Origin of the sequence: Oryzifoliimicrobium ureilyticum, from assembly GCF_037199735.1 — a bacterium.
Classification (GTDB): domain Bacteria; phylum Pseudomonadota; class Alphaproteobacteria; order Rhizobiales; family Rhizobiaceae; genus Rhizobium; species Rhizobium ureilyticus.
Map to the genome: position 1 here is coordinate 40,069 of NZ_JBBBVQ010000010.1, position 22,258 is coordinate 62,326.

Below are 22,258 nucleotides of genomic sequence, written 5' to 3' on the forward strand. Positions count from 1 at the left end.
CGGTCTTTACCGATCGACCGACATGTTTGCGAGGAACGCGCGGCGGGAAAATGTCGAATTTGATGGAAATCGTTGTCATCATTCTGCTATAACCCGCCTAAAGATTATTTGCTGGATGGTTCCGAAGTTCTGCTTCGGGACCTGTTTTCTTTTGTATCTGCCCCTATCTCGGGCTGATAAGAAGATCGAAGGATGAAAAGACATGGTTGAAAAGGTTCCGATGACTCCGGGCGGTTTCGTCAAGCTGCAGGAAGAACTGCGTTGGCGTCAGCAGGAAGAACGTCCGAGAATCATCGAGGCTATTGCGGAAGCACGCGCCCATGGCGATCTTTCGGAAAATGCCGAATACCATGCTGCAAAAGAAGCACAGAGCCACAACGAAGGCCGCATCAGCGAACTTGAAGACCTGACGACGCGTGCCGAAGTCATCGACCTGACAAAGATGTCGGGAAGCAAGATCAAGTTCGGCGCCAAGGTCAAGCTTGTGGACGAGGATACCGAAGAGGAAAAGACCTACCAGATCGTGGGCGACCAAGAAGCCGATGTGAAAGCCGGCATGATCTCGATTTCCTCCCCGATCGCGCGCGCGCTTATCGGCAAGGAAGTGGGTGACTCCGTTGAAGTGAACGCACCCGGCGGTTCCAAAGCCTACGAAATCATTGCGGTCTCCTGGGGTTGATCCTCAGTGGCTGAAGCCGGTCAGGCAAACATCGTCGCTATTGAAAACGTCGAAGTCATTGCGCCGCATTTCAAGCGGCGCCTTTCTGGCGTAACCTCGACGCTCATCCAGCTCATACCGGCCCAAGTTGCGCTCGGCCAGAAGATCGCGACACTGGGACCAGGCCTGCCAGAGCGTCTGCCGCACATTCGCTTCAGTGATCTTTTCCAACTTTGGACGCCGCCAGCCGGACGGCGCATGAGAATCTGGCACGCACGCCGCAATATTGAGATGCTGCCAGCGATCTTGATGCGTGATGTTTTCCGCATGCCCCTTCGGATCGTCTTCACGTCAGCGTCTCAGCGCCATCATACAGGTTGGACGAAATGGCTCATCTCACGCATGGACGCGGTCGTTTCGACAAGTGAAAAAACGGCGTCCTATCTGGAGGTGCCAAGCACAGTGATCATGCACGGCATCAATGCCGACCGCTTTGCACCCCCAACTGACAAGATTGAAGCAAAACGGGCGTGCAATCTTGATCCCCAACAAAACTTTGTCGGCTGCTTTGGACGTATCAGGCATCAGAAGGGTACGGATCTTTTTGTCGATGCCATGATCAAGCTCCTGCCGTCGCGTCCGCAATGGAGCGCCGTGATCGCTGGCCGCGCCACCGAAAAACACGTGACCTTTGAAAAAAGCTTGCGCGAAAAGGTCGAGGCTGCAGGTTTGAGCGAGCGCATCCTGTTCGTCGGCGAGCACAAGGATATCGAACGCTGGTACCAGGCACTCGATCTTTTTGTCGCTCCGCAACGTTGGGAAGGCTTTGGGCTCACTCCGCTTGAAGCGATGGCAAGCGGCGTTCCCGTTCTCGCCACCGATGTCGGGGCCTTTCCTGAACTGATGAAGGGCGGACAAGATAGCACAGGGATGATCATACCGCGCGATGATCTTGCAGCCATGGAGGCCGGTGCCGGTGGCATCATGGATAATAACGATGCACGAAGCCTGATGGCTGAAAATGCTTTACGTCACGCGCGCAGCCGTTTTGCGATCGAAACGGAAGCGCGCAGACTGGCACAGCTCTACAATACAATCTTAAATCAATAAAAGCCGCTTTACCGAACGTCTTAAGTAAGGCAAGCATCTGAGCATGCGACTATTTTAGTCTTCCATTTTGAAACTACCGCGCCATATTGCGCCTACCTCGCAACAATCAGAGATAAAGCCAGGGAATGAGTTCGCGATTTACTGAAGTGCGTAAGCGTTGCCTTCGCAACATAAGGTACACGCTCACAAGGCCATCGCCTCCTCCTGCGCCATCACCGTTCAATGGACCAGTGCTTGTTCTCGGCTCCGCGCCAGTCTCCCATAAACCGGAGCGTTTCGACAGCAGCTTCTCGGTTATCACCATCAACGGGTCGCAATCCGTGCTGGAAGGCTGGGGAATTGAAAAGCCTGACATCACATTCATGCGCTATAATCAGGTAAAAGGGACAGCGAAAAACCCTGTCGAGGTGCGGCGTGTCTTGCGCGGCAAAAGCACAGGCGCCCTTTACGTTATGCTCTGGCCGCGAAACAAACGGGACGAGCTTGCCGAAGGCCTCCGGGCCTTTGATTACAGCTATGACCAGTTGCATATCGTCAATCGCTACGCACGGATGTCGCTTCTCGATCGCGTGGCTGGATTCCGCACACTCGAAATGGATGACGAAGCGAAGTGCTCAAACGGCGTCACGGCCGTCCTCTTCGCACTCTATCACAAAGCTCCTGCCGTCATCATTTCGGGAATTAATCCAAACTCATCCGGCCATATTTACAATTCCGCCGATTTGCACCGGCAGCACACTCAAATGGATATGTTCGTGCTTCGAAAATTGCTGGATGCCGGTCATCCCATCTTTACGGCAGATCCGACCGTCGCTGCCGAAATGAACATGCCGCTTTGGAAGTGACGCGGAAATACCAGCGATTGCATTTCTGGCACTTTTGAAAAGTAGGTGGTGCTGCTCACCGAGGAGCGCTATCCAAACCGCCCTAGGACAGGACCCAAGACTGAATCGATCTTGGGTCCGATCGCAGGATCAAAAGCATCACATATGCATCATGATGAACGCTGGGTGACACTCAGTACGCGCTCGCGAGTTGCAAACCATTCTTCGGCATAATCGTCATCCTTGTACTCGTCAAAATAAGGGCCGCCGTCGGTGAAATGCACCAGCTTGGCATCAGGCGTGTACGCGTATTCATTGACGAGCCAGTTCCACTGAGCGGGCAATTCGCCGATAAGTTCGTCTGATTCCAGCCACTTGAACTGATGCAACTCAAGTCCGGTGGCCGTATTGACGTAGTCAAGGTCGAGCTTTCGGCACTTGGCGTTGTTGAACAAAATAACGCTCGACCAGTTCTTTTTCTCGTACTTGGTCTGAACCTGCCCCAAGAATTTCGTTTCTACCTTGGGAACATAATCATGCTTGACGCACATGGCTGCGTAGCGGTCGTCTCTCAATTCCCACAGCTCGGCGATATCGGTGCGCATCAGCATGTCGCAATCCATGAACAGCGACCAGCCCTCAAAATTGCTGAGATACGGCGTCAGAAACCGTGAGAAGGAAAACTCGGTCGACTGCAAAGCGTTTCGCTCTCGCGTAAAGACGCTCCCGACATTGTTGAGGTAGATGGGCGTGAATGTAACCGGAATGGAGCTCTTTTCGAGAATGCTCTGGCAAAGGACGTGGTAGGCGACGACTTCTTTGCTGTCAAAACCGATATAGACGTGAGCACCATGCGTCATGAAATCCTATCCTCATATTCTCTTTTGTAGGCCCAGCCGGAAAACGACCTCGCAGCGCGATCGAAACGCCGCCCCGCGCGCCCTCGATCACGGATGAAGTCTATCGCTCCCTTGGCAACGGCGATTAGGCTAGGGCGGAAGCTGCACAAGGGCAATGCTTTAACAGCAATGCCTTCCAAAACCATACAAGATTTTGAGGAAAAGGTAGCGTCATGACGCGATCGCTGCGCAAATTCGATCTGATCTGAGCCGTCGAGAATATGACGGCCCTTCCCTTCCTCCACAGCGACTTTTGCAATGGATAAGCCTAAATCCGGTGGTACTGCCGAGCCGAGGCAAACCTCGAGAGGCCGTACATGGCAAATGATGCAGAAGGGTAACGCACTTCGAAACCCCTGTATTGGGTTCTGCCGAAAAGGATTCCGATTTTCGGACTGATGCTGTAGTGGTCCCTCAAACTAAAAAAGCCCGTCGGCACGAAAAAGACAAAGGAAACAAACTTGGGTATAGCGAAAGCTCCGCCGAAAGAAAAAGGGCAACAGATCGCTGAAGCGCATGTTACGGGCACGATAAGCAGCAACAGGATGCTTACCTATCGGCCGGATCTCGACGGTCTGCGAGCACTGGCGATCTTGCCGGTTTTGTTGTTTCACGCGGGCTTTTCCGTCGTGAGCGGAGGCTATGTCGGCGTCGACGTCTTTTTTGTTCTGTCAGGCTATTTGATGACCCGCATCATACTGGGTGGCTTGGAAACAGACAGCTTCAGCTTTGTCGACTTCTATCTGCGGCGCGCAAGGCGAATTTTTCCAGCTTTGTTCGCGATGATCGCCTGCAGCAGCGTGGCGGCATGGTTCCTCTTCATGCCCGAGGAGCTTGAATACTATGCAAGAAGCGTGGCTGCCTCAGCACTCTTTTACGCCAACGTCCATTTTCAGCGGGAAAGCGGCTACTTTGACCTTGCAGCGGATATGAAACCCCTACTGCATACGTGGTCGCTCGCGGTGGAGGAGCAGTTTTATCTCCTGCTTCCTCTTGCGATGACGCTCTGCTTTCGTTTTGCACGCCGCCGGATCCTTCATATCGTAATTGCCACTGCCGTTATTTCTTTTGCGGTGAGTCAGTGGTCGGTCGCGAATTCACCAGAAAAGGCGTTCTACCTTCTTTACAGTCGGGTGTGGGAGCTTTTGCTCGGAAGCCTTGTGGCCGTCCTGCCCCGGCCCGCTTATCGTATGATCACCACCAACGCTCTTACAGCGGCGGGTTTAATTGCGATCCTCATCAGCATATTCCTTTACACCAAGGACACGCCCTTCCCGGGCGTTGCCGCTGCGCTACCCTGTCTCGGCGCCGCGCTGATCATTCACGCCTCGTGCCAAACGGGCTTCGTTTCGCCGATCTTGAACAATCCAATATCCATTTTCGTCGGCCGCATCTCTTATTCGGTCTATTTGTGGCATTGGCCGCTCATCGTATTCCTGCGATATTTTCTCGGGCATGCCCTTAATGTTGAATGGTCTTTGTTTGTTGTCGTGATGTCTCTTGGCCTCGGGGCATTGTCGTGGCGCTTTATCGAACAACCCATGCGCCACGGTCCCAGAGCGCCTTCCAAGCTTGCGCTAATTGGCGCGAGCAGTTGCGCCTTCATCCTTGCGGTGCTGTTCAGCAATGTCGTGCAAGACAAACAAGGATTTCCAAACCGTCTTCCGGATCAGGCACTGCGGATTTACGAAGCGACCTATGACCGGGGGAAGTTCTTCTCGCAAAAATGCTTTGCTGAAGCGAACACCCCTGGCATCAGCACTGACGACATTGAGCATGACAGGCTTTGCACCATCGGCGCCGATAAGCCTGGTCCTCCGCAATTTCTTTTGTGGGGAGACTCTCATGCGGCTGCAATTGCACCCGCAATCGATCGCGCCGCCCGAGAGTTCGGCCTCACTGGCACGTTCGTTGCGAAGGCGTCATGCCCACCACTACCAGATGGGGACTTTGCCCAATCGAGCATCGACGAGATTTGCAAACCTTACAATGACGCAGTCATGGCACTCATTAAGCGCCACAAATATCCCTATGTCTTCATGGCGGGATATTGGCCTAAATACGTGCATAGGGCAGAATTGCCCTCGCAGGGAATATTCTTTGATCCGACCAAGCCACCGCCCTTGGAAGACCATTCTGCTCCGATCCGTGACGGTCTGATGCGCGTGACCGCAGAGCTCAAGGCCCAGAACATCATCCCTGTACTGATCTTCGATGTGCCTGAAGCAGGCTATGCAGTCCCTGAAGTATTGGCGAAGGCAGAACTGTCAGACAAATCGTTCGACATCGCCCTTCCCCTCAGTTTTACAAGGCAGCGTCAGGCGCTTTCCAGGAAGGTTCTGGAAGATGTCGCAAAGGCCAACGACCTGCCTCTGGCCGATCCATTAAAGGAAATTTGCGACGACACCAAATGCCGTTTGATTGTGGGAGACACTGTTCTTTACAGGGATAAGGACCACCTTTCCTCAAAAGGTGCCGCGATACTATCGCCAGCCTTCGGACCGATCATGGAGCAAATAAAGCGGAGCGGCGCATCAGGACAGTAATCTCAAATCGCAAAAAAGCGGTTCTGGACCGGATAGCGGCGTCAGTAGTAAGCTAGATTTCGACCAAGCCCAAGCGCTTGACCTGACGGATCGTCAGCATGGTCCGCACCGTATCGACATGTTCGTTGGCCGTCAGAACTTCAATAACGAAATCCTGGAAGCGGGTCAGATTTTCCGCAACGCAGTGAAGGAGAAAATCACTATCGCCCGAAACCATCCAAGCCTGCCTGACGAGAGGCCAGCCAGCCGTCGCGGCAGCAAAAGCTTTCAGATTGGCTTCAGACTGGTGCTTGAGGCCGACCATACAAAATGCGACAAGATCAAGCCCCAGCTTCGGGCTGTTCAGCATCGCCTGATAACCTTCGATAATGCCTGTTTCTTCCAGCTTGCGCACACGTCGAAGGCAAGGTGGAGCCGATATTCCCACTCTATCGGCGAGCTCGACATTGGTCATCCGTCCGTGATTCTGCAGCTCCCGCAGGATCTTGATATCGATGGCATCAAGTTCGGCGCGCACCAATATAGGCCTTTCTTTAAATCCCCTGCGCAAACTTCTATATAACGCGAAAGATTACGCAAGAATGTTTCGCTCTTGCGATTGAATGTTACACAATCTCCTTGATTTGCCTTGTTGGTAACGCAAGGCTGGCCTTGCATTAAAGCATTGGTCGTTCATAAATGGGCAGTGGATTGGCAGAGATCGAAATCTAAAGGCCTTCCCGCCATCCGTCACTTGAAAGGAAATTCTATGTCTGCCCGTCACACGAAGGTGTTGATCATTGGCTCTGGTCCTGCAGGCTATACCGCTGCGATCTATGCGGCGCGTGCCATGCTGGAGCCGGTGCTGATTGCTGGTATGGAGCAAGGCGGCCAGTTGATGATCACGACGGACGTTGAAAACTATCCGGGATTTGCTGATCCGATCCAAGGCCCATGGCTGATGGAACAAATGCTGGGCCAAGCAAAGCACGTGGGCACGGAAATCGTCAATGACCTCGTCACTGAGGTTGATCTGGACCGCCGTCCTTTCGTGGCAAGAACAGATTCTGGCACTGTTTGGACCGCTGACACTTTGATCATCGCGACGGGCGCCAAGGCCAAGTGGCTTGGGATCGAAAGCGAGCAGCATTTCCAAGGTTTTGGCGTGTCTGCCTGTGCAACCTGCGACGGGTTCTTCTATCGCAACAAGGACGTGATCGTTGTGGGCGGCGGCAATAGTGCCGTTGAGGAAGCTCTTTATCTTTCCAACATCGCAAAGAGCGTCACGGTCGTTCACCGCCGGGACAGCTTCCGCGCAGAGCGCATTCTTCAAGAGCGGCTCTTTGCCAAGGACAACGTAAAGATCATTTGGAATTCCGAGGTCGCTGAAATTGTCGGAACGCCGGCAAAGCCGCCAATGCCGCCCTCTGTGACAGGCGCTCGCCTGAGAGATACCAGAAGCGGGGTCATCACCGAGCTATCAGTTCACGGTGTCTTTGTGGCGATCGGCCACGCACCGGCAACCGAGCTTTTCAAGGGAAAGCTCAAACTGAAGGAAACCGGCTATCTCTGGACCGCACCCGATTCAACGTCAACCAGCCTGGAAGGCGTTTATGCGGCCGGAGACGTCACGGACGATACGTTCCGTCAGGCAATCACCGCTGCGGGCATGGGCTGCATGGCAGCGCTCGAGGCTGAACGCTATCTGACGGGTCATATGCCCGTTGCCGTTGCCGCGGAGTGAGCCGATGAGAGGCGTTGGAATGCCCCTGGACTGGGATAAGTTGCGGATATTCCACGCCGCGGCGGAAGCCGGCTCCTTTACCCATGCTGCAGACAAGCTGCACCTATCGCAATCGGCGATCAGCCGCCAGGTAAGCGCACTTGAACAGGACGTGGGCGCAAAGCTTTTTCACCGCCATGCTCGCGGCTTGATACTGACGGAGCAAGGTGAGCTTCTCTATCGGACGGCGCACGATGTCCTGCTGAAATTGGAAACGGTCAAGATGCAATTGACCGAAACCAACGAGAAGCCTTCGGGCAAACTGCGCATTACGACCACAGTCGGCCTTGGACAAGGCTGGCTGACCGACAAGATTCAGGAGTTCATGCAGCTTTATCCCGACGTCCAGATCCAGTTGATCCTCGATAATGAGGAACTGGACGTCAACATGCGGCATGCAGATTGCGCGATACGGCTTCGCCAACCGCAACAGTCGGACCTGATCCAGCGTAAGCTCTTTACGGTGCATATGCATGTCTATGCTGCCCCCTCGTACATCAACCGATATGGAGAGCCTCAGACTATCGAGGATCTCGATAATCACCGCATCATTACCTTCGGCGAGCCAGCACCGAACTATCTGCTCGATGTGAACTGGCTCGAAATTGCCGGCCGGTCTTCCGACAACAAGCGTCTTCCTCATTTGCAGATCAACAGTCAGACGTCGATTAAAAGAGCCTGCCTTCTGGGAATTGGCATTGCCTGCATGCCTGACTACATTGTTGGCAGGGACCCTGGTCTCATTCAACTTCCGATCAACGCCGATGTGCCGTCGTTTGACACCTATTTCTGCTATCCGACGGAAATGAAGAACGCCGCAAAGCTGAAAGCTTTCCGAGACTTTATCGTCGCGAAAGCACGTAATTGGAGCTTTTAAGGCCGCAAAACTGGTCTTAAACATTCAACATGCGGTAAACGCATGACTGACATGCACAAAAAAAGGTTGCTGTCTGCCCATTAAAGCGTCATATCGCACACAGCTGATGCACACGGTGGCTTTCCTCCCAGTTCCACCGCATTAGCTGTTCCCCTCTGGAGGTTTTTACCTTCACAACTTTAAAGGGCCCCGGTTTTCTGGTGGCCCTCTTTTTTTGCCTAAAAATCTGCTTTCTATTCATGCTTTTGAGATTTGCCGAGGAGAAGCAAGAGGCAGCCCGACGCATGTGGGGATTTTATAGATAATGCGGGCGCAACTTAAAGATTGTTTTATTCTCTCTTGATTTTCATCCGGCAAGGGCCATATCTGGTAATAGCTGATGCACTGACGCGGTTCTCTCCCAGTGCCGCTGCATCGGCTGTTCCCCTCTGGAGGTTTTAAGCCTTCACACCTATGGCTCGCTATTTTTTGCGAGCCTTTTTTTTGCGCATCGTCCGGCTGTCAGTGCAACTGAACGAGTGCCCTTGGCCGACTGCTAACACCTCCTGTGAGATCTCGGCCCTTTGGGAGCGACACGATTACCGATGCAGCCAGAAACCCATTCTCCAAAATCTTTCTTGAAATCGTTCTTTGCCGATCTATATATCGGATAAATCCGATTTACACTTCGGAGAACGGCGATGGACAAGGACAAAATTTTGAAGGCGCTCGCCCATCCGGTTCGCCTTGAAATTCTGAACTGGCTCAAAGAGCCGGAAGCTCATTTCTCCGGACAGGAACATCCACTCGACATGGGAGTATGCGCCAGTCAATTCGAACGCTGCGGCCTGTCTCAGTCGACGGTTTCAGCGCATCTCAGCACACTGACGCAAGCTGGTCTTCTCAGCACGCGCCGGATCGGCCAGTGGGTTTTCTACAAGCGCAATGAAGACACCATCGCCGCCTTTCTGAAACAACTCTCCCAGGACCTCTAGAATGCCACTTGCTCTCCTCGTGCTGTCTCTCAGCGCCTTTGCGATCGGCACGACCGAATTCGTCATTATGGGGCTATTACCCGAAGTTGCGGCCGATCTCGGTGTCACGATACCGGATGCCGGGTGGCTGGTCACCGGCTATGCACTGGCTGTCGCTTTTGGTGCGCCTTTGATGGCCATCGCCACAGCCAAGCTCCCCCGCCGTGCAGCTTTGATCCTGCTGATGGCCTTCTTCATAGCAGGCAACCTCTTGTGCGCATTCGCTGCAAATTACTGGCTCCTGCTCGTCGCCCGCATCGTGACCGCACTCTGCCATGGCGCGTTCTTCGGCATCGGGTCGATCGTCGCCGCGAGCCTCGTTAGCCCCGATCGTCGTGCACGCGCTGTCGCCCTGATGTTTACCGGATTGACACTCGCCAATGTTCTCGGCGTGCCATTGGGAACCGCCATCGGCCAAGCTTATGGCTGGCGCTCGACCTTTGCTGTCGTGACGGGTATCGGCGTGATCACCATCGTCGGTCTCATCATGGCGTTGCCGCGCGATAAGTCTGAGGCGACGAAGAGCATTCTGCAAGAAGTCGCAGCGCTTGGAAACCGTCATCTATGGCTGGCGCTCTCCAACACTGTTTTCTTCGCTGCCTCGATGTTTGCAATGTTCACATACATCGCGCCCCTGCTGCGGGATGTAACTGGTGTATCGCCGCAGGGAGTGACCTGGACTCTGTTCCTAATCGGCACCGGACTGACTGTCGGAAATCTCATTGGCGGAAAATTTGCGGACTGGAAGCTTGGTGCTTCGCTCACCACCATTTTCGCATTAGTCGCCGTGCTTTCTACCGTCTTCGTCCTGACGAGCCACTACTTCATCGCAGCGGAAATCACTCTTTTCCTTTGGGCCGCGGCAACCTTTGCTGCCGTTCCTGCACTCCAGGTGGGCGTCGTTCGCTTTGGCAAGGAAGCGCCAAATCTCGTCTCCACCGTGAATATCGGCGCCTTCAATGTCGGAAATGCAGTCGGGGCATGGGCCGGCGGCATGGTGCTGCAGGCCGGAGCGGATATCTCGCTCGTTCCGCTCGCAGCCGCCCTGCTTGCAGTCATTGGCCTTGGCCTGACAGGAGCGACTTACTTTTCCGCCGGCGGCAGAAAACTGGCTGCCGCTGAATAATCAACCAAGTCATTGAAAAGGAAACTTTATGTCTCGTCTCTTTGAACCCTTTAAGATGGGCGACGTCGAACTGAAAAACAAAATCGTCATGGCGCCCCTAACGCGCAATCGTTCGCCGGGCGCAGCCCCAAACGACATGAACATTGAATATTATCGTCAGCGGGCCGACGCGGGGCTGATAATCACGGAAGCAACTGCCATCACGCACCAGGGCCAAGGCTATGCTGATGTTCCGGGTCTCTATACGCCGGAAGCGATTGCCGGTTGGAAGAAAGTGACGAGCGCCGTCCACGAAAAAGGCGGCAAGATCGTCGTACAACTGTGGCATGTCGGCCGGATTTCCCATACGAGCCTGCAACCAAACGGCGGCAAGCCGGTCTCGTCAACAAGCAAAGCGGCCAAGGCGAAGACCTACATCCTCAAGGCAGACGGAAGCGGCGAATTCGCCGATACGTCAGAGCCGCGTGCGCTGACGGCAGAGGAAATCAAGGGGATCGTGGAAGACTATAGAAAAGCTTCCAAGGCTGCCATTGAGGCCGGCTTTGATGGGGTCGAAATCCACGCGGCAAACGGCTATCTCATCGACCAGTTTCTGCGCTCCGGCATCAATGATCGCACGGACGCTTACGGCGGTTCGATCGAAAACCGTGCGCGCTTCCTGTTTGAAGTTGTAGACGCTATTACCGACGCCATTGGCGCGTCACGCACAGGGATCCGCCTGTCGCCTGTTACACCGGCGAACGATGCGTCGGACAGCGATCCGCAACCTCTCTTCACCTATGTCGTGGAAAAACTCGCCGCCCATCAGCTATCTTATATCCACGTCATCGAAGGCGCGACAGGAGGCGATAGGAACTTCCAGCAAGGCGACAAGCCTTTTGACTATGATGCATTGCGAGCCGCTCATCATAAGGCAGGCGGCAAGGCGGCTTGGATGGTCAACAACGGCTATCAGCGCAGCACGGCGATCGATGCAGTTGATAGTGGGCATGCCGATCTCGTGGCCTTCGGCAAACCGTTCATCTCAAATCCGGACCTTGTCGAGCGCTTGAAAAGCGATGCACCTCTGAATCAGCTGAACCAGGAAAAGCTTTATGGCGGCGGACCTGAGGGCTACACAGACTATCCCACGCTCTCGAAAGCAAGCTAACCTACTTCCGTCGAAACCCGCCCTATGGCGGGTTTCTTTCTTTAGCAATGCGTTCTGAGTGCCTTCCGTAACGCTTCGTTCCTCGCATCAGCATGTAGCATACCGAAACATTCAAGCGGGCGCATGGCAGCGGGTTCGCCCCCCAACTCATGCATCGGGTTTTACTGATTTGACGGATGATGTTCGGACCGATTCTGTCGTAAGCTCGCCTTATGTTTGAAACCAGCATTGCCCTCTGGGCGCTCATTCCCGACGGCGAGCCAATCGTGACGCGCTCGAGCCACCTTCTTCCCGTGCTTTGGGAGGGTCATCCAGCAATGTTGAAAATTGCTCACGATCCTGCAGAACAAGCCGCATGCGAGGTTTTGCAGTGGTGGGCGGGACAAGGCGCCGCGAGGGTCTACCGCCGCCAAGGCGCCCATATTCTCATGGAACGAGCCGTAGGTTCGCCGTCATTGCTTCATATGGCGCTTGATGGAGAGGATAGAAAAGCCACAGAAATTATCTGCGGTGTTGCTGCACGATTGCACGAGCCTCACCCTCACCCGCGACCGCCACTCATTCCGCTCCGCGCATGGTTTGCATCTCTGGAACGCGCAAGCCAAAGCCAGGAAGAGCTTTATGCGCGGTGCTGGCGGATTGCAGAGGCGCTGCTGAGCGAACAACAAGAGATTACCGTCTTGCATGGCGACATCCACCAACAGAATATTCTGGAATTCGGCGAGGCGGGATGGAAGGCGATCGATCCAAGGGGATTGGTTGGTGAGCGCGCCTATGATTACGCCAATATCTTTGCAAATCCTGATCTTGCCGATGTCGCATCCGTGGAGCGGTTGCAAACAGAACTTCCTTTTGTCGCAGAGCTTCTCGCGGTTGAAAGCAAGCGTCTGCTGTGCTGGGTCATCGCCCATGCGGGACTGTCAGCGGCATGGTTTGCAGAAGATGGGTTTCCGATCGAGGCGGAGCGACAGCTACGGTTCGCCGCCCTCGCCCTGAGCCAGGTAGATCGCTAGAAGGAAGAAGGCTGGATCCGTCCCGCAGCACTTGCCTTGAAAGCGCCCGATTGGGCAAAGTAAGTTTCGATCCAACATTCTACGGCCATCATGGCGGCGCTGTTGGGCAAGGAGCTTTTCATGGACATCTCGCGCCGCTTTTTCCTCGCTCTGGCAGCAAGCATGGCAAGCGGCGCCGCGCGGGCGGCGCAAGATGTCGAAGAGATAGATCTTTGGCCGGCTCCCTTTGCAGCTCCTGAGGGAACACAACTTACGGAAACCACGGATGATAAGGGCGCGATAACCGGCGTCTTGCGCCCGCGCCTGCGCTATTATCGGCCTTCAAAACCGGTCGGCACGGCCATTCTCGTCGCCGCGGGCGGAGGCTATAAGCGCATCGAGGCAGCAAAGGAAAGCACCCCTGCCTGCCTTTGGCTGCAGTCGTTGGGCATTGCAGCGTTCGAACTTATCTACAGATTACCCCGCGAAATGGCATCGACGACAGCGCCGTTTGAAGACGCCCAGCGCGCTATGCGCGTGGTCAGGTCCCTGGCTCCCACGCATAGTTTTGAATCCGGATCGATTGGTATGATGGGCTTTTCTGCGGGAGGTCATCTAGCCGGGATAACAGCGACAAGGCCAAACACCGAATACCTGCCTGTTCTCGATGATATCGACACCAAGAGTGCAAGGCCCGATTTTGCAGCCTTGCTCTATCCCATCATTACGTTGATGGCGCCTTACGATGGTTCCTCGACGCGAGTCCAACTCATTGGTCATCATCCGTCCCACCACGACAGCGCAGAATGGTCGGTTGAACATCACGTCGATGCAGATTCGCCGACCATGTTTCTCGCCCATGCAGAGGACGATCCAATTTCGCCCGTGGAAAATAGCGTGATGATGTATCGTGCCCTGGAAGATTCAAGTGTGGCCGCCGAGCTGAAACTTTTCCATACGGGCGGCCATGGTTGGGGGATGGGGCGTGCGGGTACCGAACCGGCTGCGTGGCCAAACGAGTTTCACCATTGGTGCAGGAGCGCGGGCTTCCTGCACATTTGATGTCGTTATCGATCAGCCCAAGGCAGCCAATGTCGCCCTCACGGCCTGATCGAGAGGTGTATGCGGCTCCTTTCCAAGAAATTCTCGAAGGCGGTCATTCCGTAGCCTGACAGGCACGGTCCATAGGTAGCGCATTTCGTACACCTCGCGGAAAAACGGAACGAACGGTCTTCCAACAGCAACCATCCACCAGGGAAAGCGACTGACTTTGGCAGAGGCCCCAACCGTGTGCAAAATGGCCTTTATCATTTGCCGGCCATCATGATCCCAGACACCCTGCATATTGAAGACTGCGAAGGACGGAAGCTCGCCGTCTCTTGCAATGAGTTGGGCCACCGTCTCAGCGACATCCGGCAAATATGCCCATTGATGGCCGACGCCGTCCCGGCCGACATGGGTTACTTTCCGGCCGCCTGGAGTCGTTTTCACCAGACCCTGTGAAAACCAGTTATTTGCCGCCTGAGGGCCAAAGAAATCGCCGGTCCTCAGGATAAGAACGCGAACGCCTCCTTCTGCAGCAATCCGCAGGCGGCGTTCCATTTCTGCGCGGATCGCGCCTTTGCGTGTGATTGGCCGCTGCGGACTATCTTCGGCAATATCGGTCCAGGTGTCCGGCCCAAAGTTATAAACGCCGCCGGGCACAAAGAGACGGCTGTTGTTAATGCGCGCCGCTTCAATACTGTTTTCCAGCATCGGCAGGACAACCTTGTCCCAATCCTTGTAGCCAGGAGGGTTTACGGCGTGGACGATAAGGTTAGCGCCGACACTAGCGCTTGCCACATCCGTTGCCGACATTGCATCGCCCGCAATCCAGTCAAAGTCCGTGTGAAACGCTTCAACCTTGGATGGAGAACGATGGAGGGCACGGATCTTCCAGCCTGCTTTCGACAATCGACGGGCAATGGCACCGCCAACGCCGCCTGTTGCCCCCAAGACGAGAGCAACCTTCTGTTCTGAGACATGATGTTCCATGATGATCTCTCCACGTTTTCATGGAGTGGATTATGTCAGCATGATTGACTATGCGTAATTGATGGAAGCTCTATAGAAGATATTCAAAAATGAATGACCCTGATTGGCATCTTTATCGGACCTTCGGCGCCGTCCTGAAGGCAGGCTCATTATCTGGCGCGGCCAAGATGTTGAACATAACGCAGCCCAGTGCCGGTCGTCATGTCGAAGAACTGGAGCGCCAGCTTCAACGAAGCCTCGTCACAAGGTCACCGCAAGGCCTTCAGCCTACCGAAGCAGCTCTCATCCTGCAGCCTTTCGCAGAGGCAATGGCGGCGGCAGCCGATGCAATCGTCCGGCATTCGAAAAATGATCCGGATCTCATCAAAGGGATTGTGAAAGTCTCCGCAAGCCAGGTCGTCGGCGCAGAGGTTTTGCCTGCGATTTTGGCGAAACTTCAACGCGATCATCCCACTCTGCAGATCGAGCTATCACCGTCAGATGCGGTGGAGGACCTGCTTCGCCGCGATGCAGATATTGCCGTGAGGATGGTAGAACCCAAGCAAAAAGCACTTGTTGCACGCTCCGTCGGCACGATCTACCTCGGCTTTTATGCCCATCGTATCTACATCGAAAAATTTGGAGAACCGGCCGATCCTTCGGCCCTGCGCGATCACTTGCTGATCGGATTTCAGAGCGTAACGCCCTTTATCCGAGACTCGCTGGCGGCACTGCGGAAGGCTGTGCCAGATTTTCCGGACGAAGCTGAGACGCGATGGTCATTTCGCACCGATAGCGGCTCTGCTCAAAACGCTGCTTTGCGGGCTGGAGCAGGCATTGGAGTATGTCATTGCAAGCTCGCCGAGCGCGATGACAATCTCTTGCGAGTCTTGCCCGACATCAAGCTCAGTCTGCCAACCTATGTCGTCATGCACGAAGACCTTAAGGCGTCGGCAACCTGCCGCACTGTATTCGATGCTTTAGCAAGCGGCTTACGGGATTACATTGGTGGCAAGCGCAGGCAAGGCAACCCGGCAGCTTGAGTCACTTCAATGGCTCACTATCAACGACTTCTGTCTCCGGTCGGTCCCCGCCATCCGAATATTCCGTATGCCAACGGCCCTTCTCGTCCTGCCAACTGATTTCCTCCGGATCACCGCCAACCTGCTGCTCTGCGGCGACGATCCGCGCTGCAGCCAAAGCATCGGCATGGGTCACAAATGTTTCGGAATAAACATCGCCGAGACGGTAGGCCCATCCGCCATCATGCTGAACGACCTGATAAACCGCTTTCATCGCTGGCTCCTCCTTCAGTTGATCTTCCCTGAATTTCAGGGGCAAGTTCATTATCTCACTGATTTTACACTCTCGCAAACAAAGCCGTGCCAGCCTGGGTTGATAAGAAGCGACGCCAGATTAGATTGCCCTGGAAACGGGGAGTCATGGGAATGATGATACTATCGCGCCTAAGAGGCGAGATATTTTTATGTATTGCTGCTTTGGTCGCAGTTATCGCTTATCTGACTGAGCATAGTGTTTTGGAAATGGGACGAGGCGTGGCCGCCGTCGCAGCCGGACTGCTCGTCGTAACCATTGTTCTGGCGTCGATGCGGGTCGCCCATCACGCCGAGATCTTGGCCGCCAAGGTGGGCGATCCCTACGGCACGATGATCCTGACGCTCTCTGCCGTCGCTGTCGAAGTCATCATTCTGGCAATTCTGATGAGCAGCGACCCGTCACCGACGCTGGTCCGCGACACGATCTATGCAGCATTAATGCTCGACATCAACGGCATCCTGGGGCTTGCTGCTCTGCTTGGCGGCCTGAAGCACGGAGAGCAACCGTACAACGACAATTCGGGTAAAACCTATGGCGTCATGATCCTGACAGCCATCGGCATCTCGATGATCGTGCCGGAATTCGTGCCATCGGATCGCTGGCATTACTACTCGGCGTTCACGATCTGCGCGATGATTGCGCTCTACGCACTCTTTCTGCGCATGCAGGTTGGCCAACACAGCTACTTTTTCAGCTACAGCTACCCAAAGGCGGAAAAGCGCCGTGAGACTCCAGGAGAACCCCACGCCGAAGATCCGACCGTAGTCTCGATCGTCATCATTCTGATCGGCGTCGTGATTATCGGTATCCTGGCAGAATTCATGTCTGCATTCATGACCGCAGGCTTGAAGGATACCGGAGCGCCGCTTGCCCTGACGGCGATCGTCGTCGCCGCGATTTCGGCTGCGCCGGAAATTCTGACGGCTTTGCGCGCGGCACTGCGCAATCGCATGCAGGCAACCGTCAACATCGCCATGGGTGCCTCTCTTTCAACGGTGATTTTGACTGTGCCAGTCATGGAAGGCATCGCGCTTTACACCGGGCAGCCTTTCATCATGGCCATGTCTCCGGTCCAGACGGTCATGGTGATGATCACGCTGATCGCCGCTGCCATCAACCTCAACGATGGCGAAACAAATGCGATCGAGGGTATGACGCATTTTATCCTCTTCGCCACCTTCCTGATGCTGACCTTTCTCAACCTTTAGGGCTCGCAGCATTTGCCGAGAAAGGCCAAGCGTCACGCACGGCAATCAAAAGAAAACGGGCTCGCTGTCGAGGCGAGCCCGTTGTCCAGGTTCTCAGAAGAAATTAACGGCAGGCAGCGCAGAAACGCTGGATACGCTTGCAAGCCTCTTCCAGTAGAGCTTCCGATGTTGCGTAGGAAATGCGGAAGTTCGGGCCAAGGCCGAAAGCGGATCCCTGAACCACGGCAACGCCTTCGGTTTCCAGCAATTCCGAAACGAAATCGACATCGCTTTCAATGACTTTGCCGGAAGGAGCCGTCTTACCGATCAGCCCTGCGCAGGATGGATAAACATAGAACGCACCTTCAGGCGATGGGCAAACGATGCCGTTGGCCTGGTTCAGCATGGATACGACAAGGTCGCGGCGACCTTCAAAAATCTTCTTGTTCTTTGGGATGAAGTCCTGTGTTCCGTTCAGCGCCTCGACAGCAGCCCACTGTGCGATGGAGGTCGCACCCGAGGTCTGCTGCCCCTGGATCATATCCATAGCCTTGATCAGTTGCAGCGGACCAGCGGCATAACCGATGCGCCAGCCTGTCATGGCATAAGCCTTGGAGACGCCGTTCATCGTCAATGTGCGATCATAAAGCTGCGGCTCGACTTCGACGGGCGTGACGAACTTGAAGTCCCCGTAGGTCAGATGCTCGTACATGTCGTCGGTCAAAACCCAGACATGCGGATGCTTCAGCAACACGTCAGTCAGTGCCTTCAACTCTTCGTGTGAATAAGCAGCGCCTGATGGATTGGATGGCGAGTTGAAGATGAACCACTTGGTCTTCGGCGTTATGACCTTTTCAAGGTCGGCTGCCTGAAGCTTGAATTTGTTTTCCTGTGTCGCCGAAACGAAAACCGGAGTGCCGCCGCAAAGTGCCACCATTTCCGGATAGGACACCCAGTAAGGAGCAGGAATAACAACTTCATCGCCAGGGTTAAGCGTCGCCATGAAGGCGTTGAAGAGAATCTGTTTTCCGCCCGTACCGACGATCGTTTGCTCCGGCGTGTAATCAAGCCCGTTTTCGCGCTTGAACTTCGCGGCGATCGCCTTGCGCAATTCAGGAATGCCCGCGACTGGCGTGTACTTCGTCTCTCCGCGATTGATCGCGTCAATCGCAGCCTTCTTGATGTTGTCGGGCGTGTCGAAATCAGGCTCGCCAGCGCCGAGGCCGATGACGTCGCGTCCCTTGGCTTTCAGCTCTCGTGCTTTCTGGGTGACGGCAATGGTGGCTGAAGGCTTCACGCGGGAAAGGGCATCGGCAAGAAAGGCCATGATCATCGATCCTGTAGGTTGACGAGAGCAGACTGCTGATATCGGCAAGCTGCGATAGCTCTATGTCCAATATGCTCAGGCATTTCAAGCGCAAAGGGCTGATAGGTGCCATGATTCTTAATGATCGGTGCGCTGCGCGCGGCTGCCATGAATTCGCCCCAACAAATGCTGCGGCATGCCGCATTTTGGTCGTGACCGCGCCTGGATCAAGAGCGAACAAACCATACGAAGATTGGTGATAGAGGGTATGCCAATGTTTCTGGAAGACGAAGTTGCCGTAAACCGCATACGAGTTCGCAGAATGCGGACCTCGCTGACGATTGCCGTGATCGCGGTCGCGGCCTCGCTGATGACGGGCTTTGGCTTCATCTCGACGGCGAGAGCTGAGGAAGCACCGCGCGCAACGATCGAATTGATCAACATGCCGGCCTCGATCAATCAGACGATTCACAATTTCGCTCGTCCCGCTTCCGCCACAACGGCTTTTCCCAAACATCATGAAATCAATGGCAACGTCATGCGCGGCATGACGCTTCTTGTCGTTGCGATGACGGGCCTCAGCCTCCTCACGATCTGGCGTCGTCGCATCCGTGACATGGTTTTCCCAGGCGACCATGTCCATGCAAAATAGGTCCCATGCTGAGGTTGAGGCAGATGAGCATTTCGAACCTCTTCCGTCTTATGGCGAACTCATTTCGGCGCGCAAGGAACTAGCCGATAAAGCCACGGCAGGATATCAGTCTCGACCGCTGAAAAAACTCTCGCGCGGCGAACGGATCGCCGCCACCTTCATTGTGGCTATCGCCTTGTTGGGCATTGCATTGATCTGCGATGGACTACTGCATAGCTAGTCCGGCCTACGAAAATCCTTGCAAGCCGCAGGCACCGCACTTTCCGTAAACTTGTTCGTGAGCAACTCCGTCCCACCTTGAACCTTCGAAAATCGATGCCACCTTCAAAAGGTGAGATCGTGTGGGCATATGACCTGCAAGGTCTACGCGTCACGGGGGAATAGGTTTGCTACGAGTCAAGATATTGCTGAGTGCGCTTTTGATCAGCGCATCACTGCCTGGCGTTACGAGTTTCGCCGCAGAGACTGTCAAGACGGAGAAGGTGGCACTGAAAATTGAGACGATCGCAACGGGTCTCGATCATCCGTGGTCTGTCGAAGTTCTGCCCGACGGAAGCTACATTGTCTCCGAACGCTCAGGGAGCCTTCGTCTTATTCGAAATGGAATAGTAGGCGCACCGATCGATGGCGTACCCAAGGTCTTTCATCGCGGCCAAGGCGGCTTGCTGGACGTCGCAATCTCTCCCGATTTCGCCCAAAGCCGGATCATCTATTTTACAGCATCAACGAGCGCCAAAGACGGATCAGGAACCGAGGTGTTTCGAGCCCGTCTCGCCGACGATGGCAGAGAACTGAGCGAAGTGCGCTCGATCTTCAAGATGCGTCCTTTCACAAGCGGGAACATCCAGTATGGGGCGCGTATCGCAGTTGCACCGGATCGTACTCTCTTCGTCTCCCTTGGCGATCGCGGCGACAGAGATCGATCGCAGGATTGGAACGACGATGCCGGCGCAATCATCCACATCACTGCTGATGGCGCGATTGCCTCAGACAACCCGTTCAAAGACAATGGAAAGGCTCTGCCTGAAATATGGTCGAAAGGTCATCGAAACCCTCAGGGGATTGCTTTCGATAGCGCCGACGGATCGCTTTATACGGCTGAGCATGGCGCGCGTCGCGGCGACGAAATAAACCTGATCAAACCCGGCAGAAATTATGGCTGGCCAGTCATCACCTATGGCGTCGACTATTCTGGTGCCAAGATTGGCGAAGGAACCAAGAAAGCCGGTCTGGAGCAACCCATACACTACTGGGACCCTTCAATTGCACCGGGCGCACTTGCCGTCTATCGCGGCAAGATGTTTCCAGAATGGCAAGGTGATCTTCTGGTTGCGGCTCTAAAGTTCCAACTCCTGTCCCGCCTTCATCGAAATGGCGATGGAACCTTTACGGAAGAACGCATGCTTGCGAATAAATATGGACGGTTGCGTGATATTGTCGTCGCGCCGGATGGAGCCCTTCTCGTGGTAACGGATGAGAGTAACGGGGCATTGCTTCGCATTGCGCGAGCGCAGGAATAGCCAGTCTGGTTGCAGACCCAGTCTTGTCGGCATCCTGTTCAGCTGTTAGGGGACAGAAATTGCGGCGCATTATGCGCAATACCCCTCAACAGACCCGACTTTAGGATCGATATGACGCGCATTCAGGCGAACCTGCTGCTTTTGCTGGCGGCGGCCATATGGGGCGGCGGCTTCGTGGCCCAGAGCACCGGAATGGAAGCGATCGGTCCGTTCTGGTTTATCAGCCTGCGGTTCGCCATCGCGGCGCTTCTGCTTCTTCCATTTGCGCTCTTCGAAAAACGCAAGTTTACCGAGCGCATGACGAGTTCGAAAAAACTCCTATTTATCTGCGTCGGTATTGCGCTTTTTGGCGGCGCTTCGGCACAACAGGTTGGCCTCCAAACAACGACCGTGACCAATTCAGCCTTTATAACGGGCCTTTATGTAATCTTCGTGCCGCTCATCGCTGTCATCTTCCTGAAAAAGCCACCGCATTGGATTGTGTGGCCGGGAGCGATCATGGCTGCAACCGGTATTTTCCTGCTCTCCGGCGGGTCGCTCTCAGCCCTCACGAAAGGCGATGGCTTCACCTTGCTATGCGCGCTCTGCTGGGCTGCTCAGATTACCTTGGCAGGTATGGCGGTTAAAGTCACCGAGTGCCCGCTTTCTTTGTCCTGTGCCCAATTTGCGGTTACCGCTCTTGGCGGAGGTGCAGTCGCCTTGGCGACCGAAAGCTTCAGCTGGAGTGCTGTTGTCCAGGCTGCGCCTGAGATCCTTTATCTTGGGTTGTTCTCGTCTGGCCTGGCATTTTCCCTTCAGATCGTTGGGCAACGCTACACGACACCATCCCAGGCAGCCATATTCCTCTCATCTGAAGCCGTTTTCGGCGCCGCCCTGGGAGCATTGCTGTTAGGCGAGCGGATAACGGTGCTTGGTTATGCTGGTTGTGCACTCATGCTTGCTGCAATGCTGGTGACGGAACTCGTTCCTGAGCTTGCTCAACGCCGCCAGCTGGCAAGAAAATCCACTTGAATTGACGGTCAGGGCCTATTTTCCCAGCGAGTATCGATAAAAATTCGTATCGGCACATGCACAGCTGTGCGAAGCAGATTCGGCAAAAATCTCCTCGTATAAATCGTCCGATCAATGACAAAGAGGCAGAATCTAGGCACCATCTTGGAATTTTTTTTTGCGCAAAAAAAACACTGCTTCTGACGTGCTGCGCTCTGCCCAAATCGTAAAAAAACTTTTGCTTGCCAAATACCGATAATCGCATCAGTGTTTCTGCTGTTCGGGCATTTTGCGA

22 protein-coding genes are annotated in these 22,258 nt (G+C 54.7%); 17 read left to right on the top strand and 5 right to left on the bottom strand.

What is annotated here, in order from left to right:
- Positions 1 to 202: 202 nt before the first annotated feature.
- The 3 genes from greA (at position 203) to VQ830_RS14830 (ending at position 2,613) form a co-directional block, all read left to right on the top strand.
- Positions 203 to 679: a transcription elongation factor GreA gene (gene greA, locus VQ830_RS14820; protein WP_337268908.1), complete on the top strand. Its 477-nt coding sequence runs from the start codon at positions 203 to 205 to the stop codon at positions 677 to 679.
- Positions 680 to 709: 30 nt separating this feature from the next.
- Positions 710 to 1,768: a glycosyltransferase family 4 protein gene (locus VQ830_RS14825; protein ID WP_337269071.1), complete on the top strand. Its 1,059-nt coding sequence runs from the start codon at positions 710 to 712 to the stop codon at positions 1,766 to 1,768.
- A gap of 125 nt (positions 1,769 to 1,893) precedes the next feature.
- On the top strand, positions 1,894 to 2,613 hold the full coding sequence (locus tag VQ830_RS14830; protein ID WP_337268909.1) for a membrane-anchored protein: 720 nt from the start codon (positions 1,894 to 1,896) through the stop codon (positions 2,611 to 2,613).
- Positions 2,614 to 2,762: 149 nt separating this feature from the next.
- On the opposite strand, the gene VQ830_RS14835 is transcribed toward VQ830_RS14830, so the two are convergent.
- Positions 2,763 to 3,452 carry a glycosyltransferase gene (locus tag VQ830_RS14835; RefSeq protein WP_337268910.1) on the bottom strand — a complete coding sequence of 230 codons (690 nt, stop codon included), beginning with the start codon at positions 3,450 to 3,452 and terminating at the stop codon, positions 2,763 to 2,765.
- A gap of 584 nt (positions 3,453 to 4,036) precedes the next feature.
- On the opposite strand from VQ830_RS14835, the gene VQ830_RS14840 reads away from it, so the two are divergent.
- Positions 4,037 to 6,037 (top strand): acyltransferase family protein, encoded by a 2,001-nt coding sequence (locus VQ830_RS14840; protein ID WP_337269072.1) that lies wholly within the window; start codon positions 4,037 to 4,039, stop codon positions 6,035 to 6,037.
- A 52-nt stretch (positions 6,038 to 6,089) separates the two neighbouring features.
- On the opposite strand, the gene VQ830_RS14845 is transcribed toward VQ830_RS14840, so the two are convergent.
- Positions 6,090 to 6,557, bottom strand: a complete 468-nt coding sequence (locus VQ830_RS14845; protein WP_337268911.1) for an Lrp/AsnC family transcriptional regulator — start codon at positions 6,555 to 6,557, stop codon at positions 6,090 to 6,092.
- A 228-nt stretch (positions 6,558 to 6,785) separates the two neighbouring features.
- Between VQ830_RS14845 and trxB the strand changes: the two genes are divergently transcribed.
- From trxB to VQ830_RS14880, 7 genes are all read left to right on the top strand, one after another.
- The gene (gene trxB, locus VQ830_RS14850) at positions 6,786 to 7,760 is read left to right on the top strand and encodes a thioredoxin-disulfide reductase (RefSeq protein WP_337268912.1); all 975 of its coding nucleotides are present in this window, start codon (positions 6,786 to 6,788) and stop codon (positions 7,758 to 7,760) included.
- A 19-nt stretch (positions 7,761 to 7,779) separates the two neighbouring features.
- A complete protein-coding gene (locus VQ830_RS14855; RefSeq protein ID WP_337269073.1) occupies positions 7,780 to 8,676 on the top strand; it encodes a LysR family transcriptional regulator VtlR in 897 nt (298 codons plus the stop codon).
- Between the two features lie 680 nt (positions 8,677 to 9,356).
- Positions 9,357 to 9,650, top strand: a complete 294-nt coding sequence (locus tag VQ830_RS14860; protein WP_337268913.1) for an ArsR/SmtB family transcription factor — start codon at positions 9,357 to 9,359, stop codon at positions 9,648 to 9,650.
- Position 9,651: 1 nt separating this feature from the next.
- Positions 9,652 to 10,815, top strand: a complete 1,164-nt coding sequence (locus VQ830_RS14865) for an MFS transporter (RefSeq protein WP_337268914.1) — start codon at positions 9,652 to 9,654, stop codon at positions 10,813 to 10,815.
- 28 nt (positions 10,816 to 10,843) lie between these two features.
- Positions 10,844 to 11,965, top strand: a complete 1,122-nt coding sequence (locus VQ830_RS14870; protein WP_337268915.1) for an alkene reductase — start codon at positions 10,844 to 10,846, stop codon at positions 11,963 to 11,965.
- Positions 11,966 to 12,177: 212 nt separating this feature from the next.
- Positions 12,178 to 12,978 carry an aminoglycoside phosphotransferase family protein gene (locus VQ830_RS14875; protein WP_337268916.1) on the top strand — a complete coding sequence of 267 codons (801 nt, stop codon included), beginning with the start codon at positions 12,178 to 12,180 and terminating at the stop codon, positions 12,976 to 12,978.
- Positions 12,979 to 13,098: 120 nt separating this feature from the next.
- Positions 13,099 to 14,019 (top strand): alpha/beta hydrolase, encoded by a 921-nt coding sequence (locus VQ830_RS14880; RefSeq protein WP_337268917.1) that lies wholly within the window; start codon positions 13,099 to 13,101, stop codon positions 14,017 to 14,019.
- Between the two features lie 12 nt (positions 14,020 to 14,031).
- On the opposite strand, the gene VQ830_RS14885 is transcribed toward VQ830_RS14880, so the two are convergent.
- On the bottom strand, positions 14,032 to 14,991 hold the full coding sequence (locus VQ830_RS14885; RefSeq protein WP_337268918.1) for an SDR family NAD(P)-dependent oxidoreductase: 960 nt from the start codon (positions 14,989 to 14,991) through the stop codon (positions 14,032 to 14,034).
- 89 nt (positions 14,992 to 15,080) lie between these two features.
- Between VQ830_RS14885 and VQ830_RS14890 the strand changes: the two genes are divergently transcribed.
- Positions 15,081 to 16,013 (top strand): LysR family transcriptional regulator, encoded by a 933-nt coding sequence (locus VQ830_RS14890; RefSeq protein ID WP_337268919.1) that lies wholly within the window; start codon positions 15,081 to 15,083, stop codon positions 16,011 to 16,013.
- A 1-nt stretch (position 16,014) separates the two neighbouring features.
- On the opposite strand, the gene VQ830_RS14895 is transcribed toward VQ830_RS14890, so the two are convergent.
- Complete coding sequence (locus VQ830_RS14895; protein WP_337268920.1) at positions 16,015 to 16,266, bottom strand: DUF2188 domain-containing protein; 252 nt, start codon at positions 16,264 to 16,266, stop codon at positions 16,015 to 16,017.
- Between the two features lie 152 nt (positions 16,267 to 16,418).
- Between VQ830_RS14895 and VQ830_RS14900 the strand changes: the two genes are divergently transcribed.
- Positions 16,419 to 17,516: a calcium:cation antiporter gene (locus tag VQ830_RS14900; RefSeq protein ID WP_337268921.1), complete on the top strand. Its 1,098-nt coding sequence runs from the start codon at positions 16,419 to 16,421 to the stop codon at positions 17,514 to 17,516.
- Between the two features lie 103 nt (positions 17,517 to 17,619).
- Here VQ830_RS14900 and VQ830_RS14905 read toward each other — a convergent pair whose 3' ends face one another.
- Positions 17,620 to 18,822, bottom strand: a complete 1,203-nt coding sequence (locus VQ830_RS14905; protein WP_337268922.1) for a pyridoxal phosphate-dependent aminotransferase — start codon at positions 18,820 to 18,822, stop codon at positions 17,620 to 17,622.
- Positions 18,823 to 19,075: 253 nt separating this feature from the next.
- Here VQ830_RS14905 and VQ830_RS14910 point away from each other — a divergent pair, with 253 nt between their 5' ends.
- The 4 genes from VQ830_RS14910 to VQ830_RS14925 all read left to right on the top strand — a co-directional run bounded on the left by VQ830_RS14910 (position 19,076) and on the right by VQ830_RS14925 (position 21,984).
- Positions 19,076 to 19,453: a hypothetical protein gene (locus VQ830_RS14910; RefSeq protein ID WP_337268923.1), complete on the top strand. Its 378-nt coding sequence runs from the start codon at positions 19,076 to 19,078 to the stop codon at positions 19,451 to 19,453.
- Positions 19,443 to 19,673: a hypothetical protein gene (locus VQ830_RS14915; RefSeq protein ID WP_337268924.1), complete on the top strand. Its 231-nt coding sequence runs from the start codon at positions 19,443 to 19,445 to the stop codon at positions 19,671 to 19,673. The genes VQ830_RS14910 and VQ830_RS14915 overlap by 11 nt, the downstream gene beginning before the upstream one ends.
- A 181-nt stretch (positions 19,674 to 19,854) precedes the next feature.
- Positions 19,855 to 20,973, top strand: coding sequence for a PQQ-dependent sugar dehydrogenase (locus tag VQ830_RS14920; RefSeq protein ID WP_337269074.1), 1,119 nt, complete (start codon positions 19,855 to 19,857; stop codon positions 20,971 to 20,973).
- 111 nt (positions 20,974 to 21,084) lie between these two features.
- The gene (locus VQ830_RS14925; RefSeq protein ID WP_337268925.1) at positions 21,085 to 21,984 is read left to right on the top strand and encodes a DMT family transporter; all 900 of its coding nucleotides are present in this window, start codon (positions 21,085 to 21,087) and stop codon (positions 21,982 to 21,984) included.
- Positions 21,985 to 22,258 lie beyond the last annotated feature (274 nt).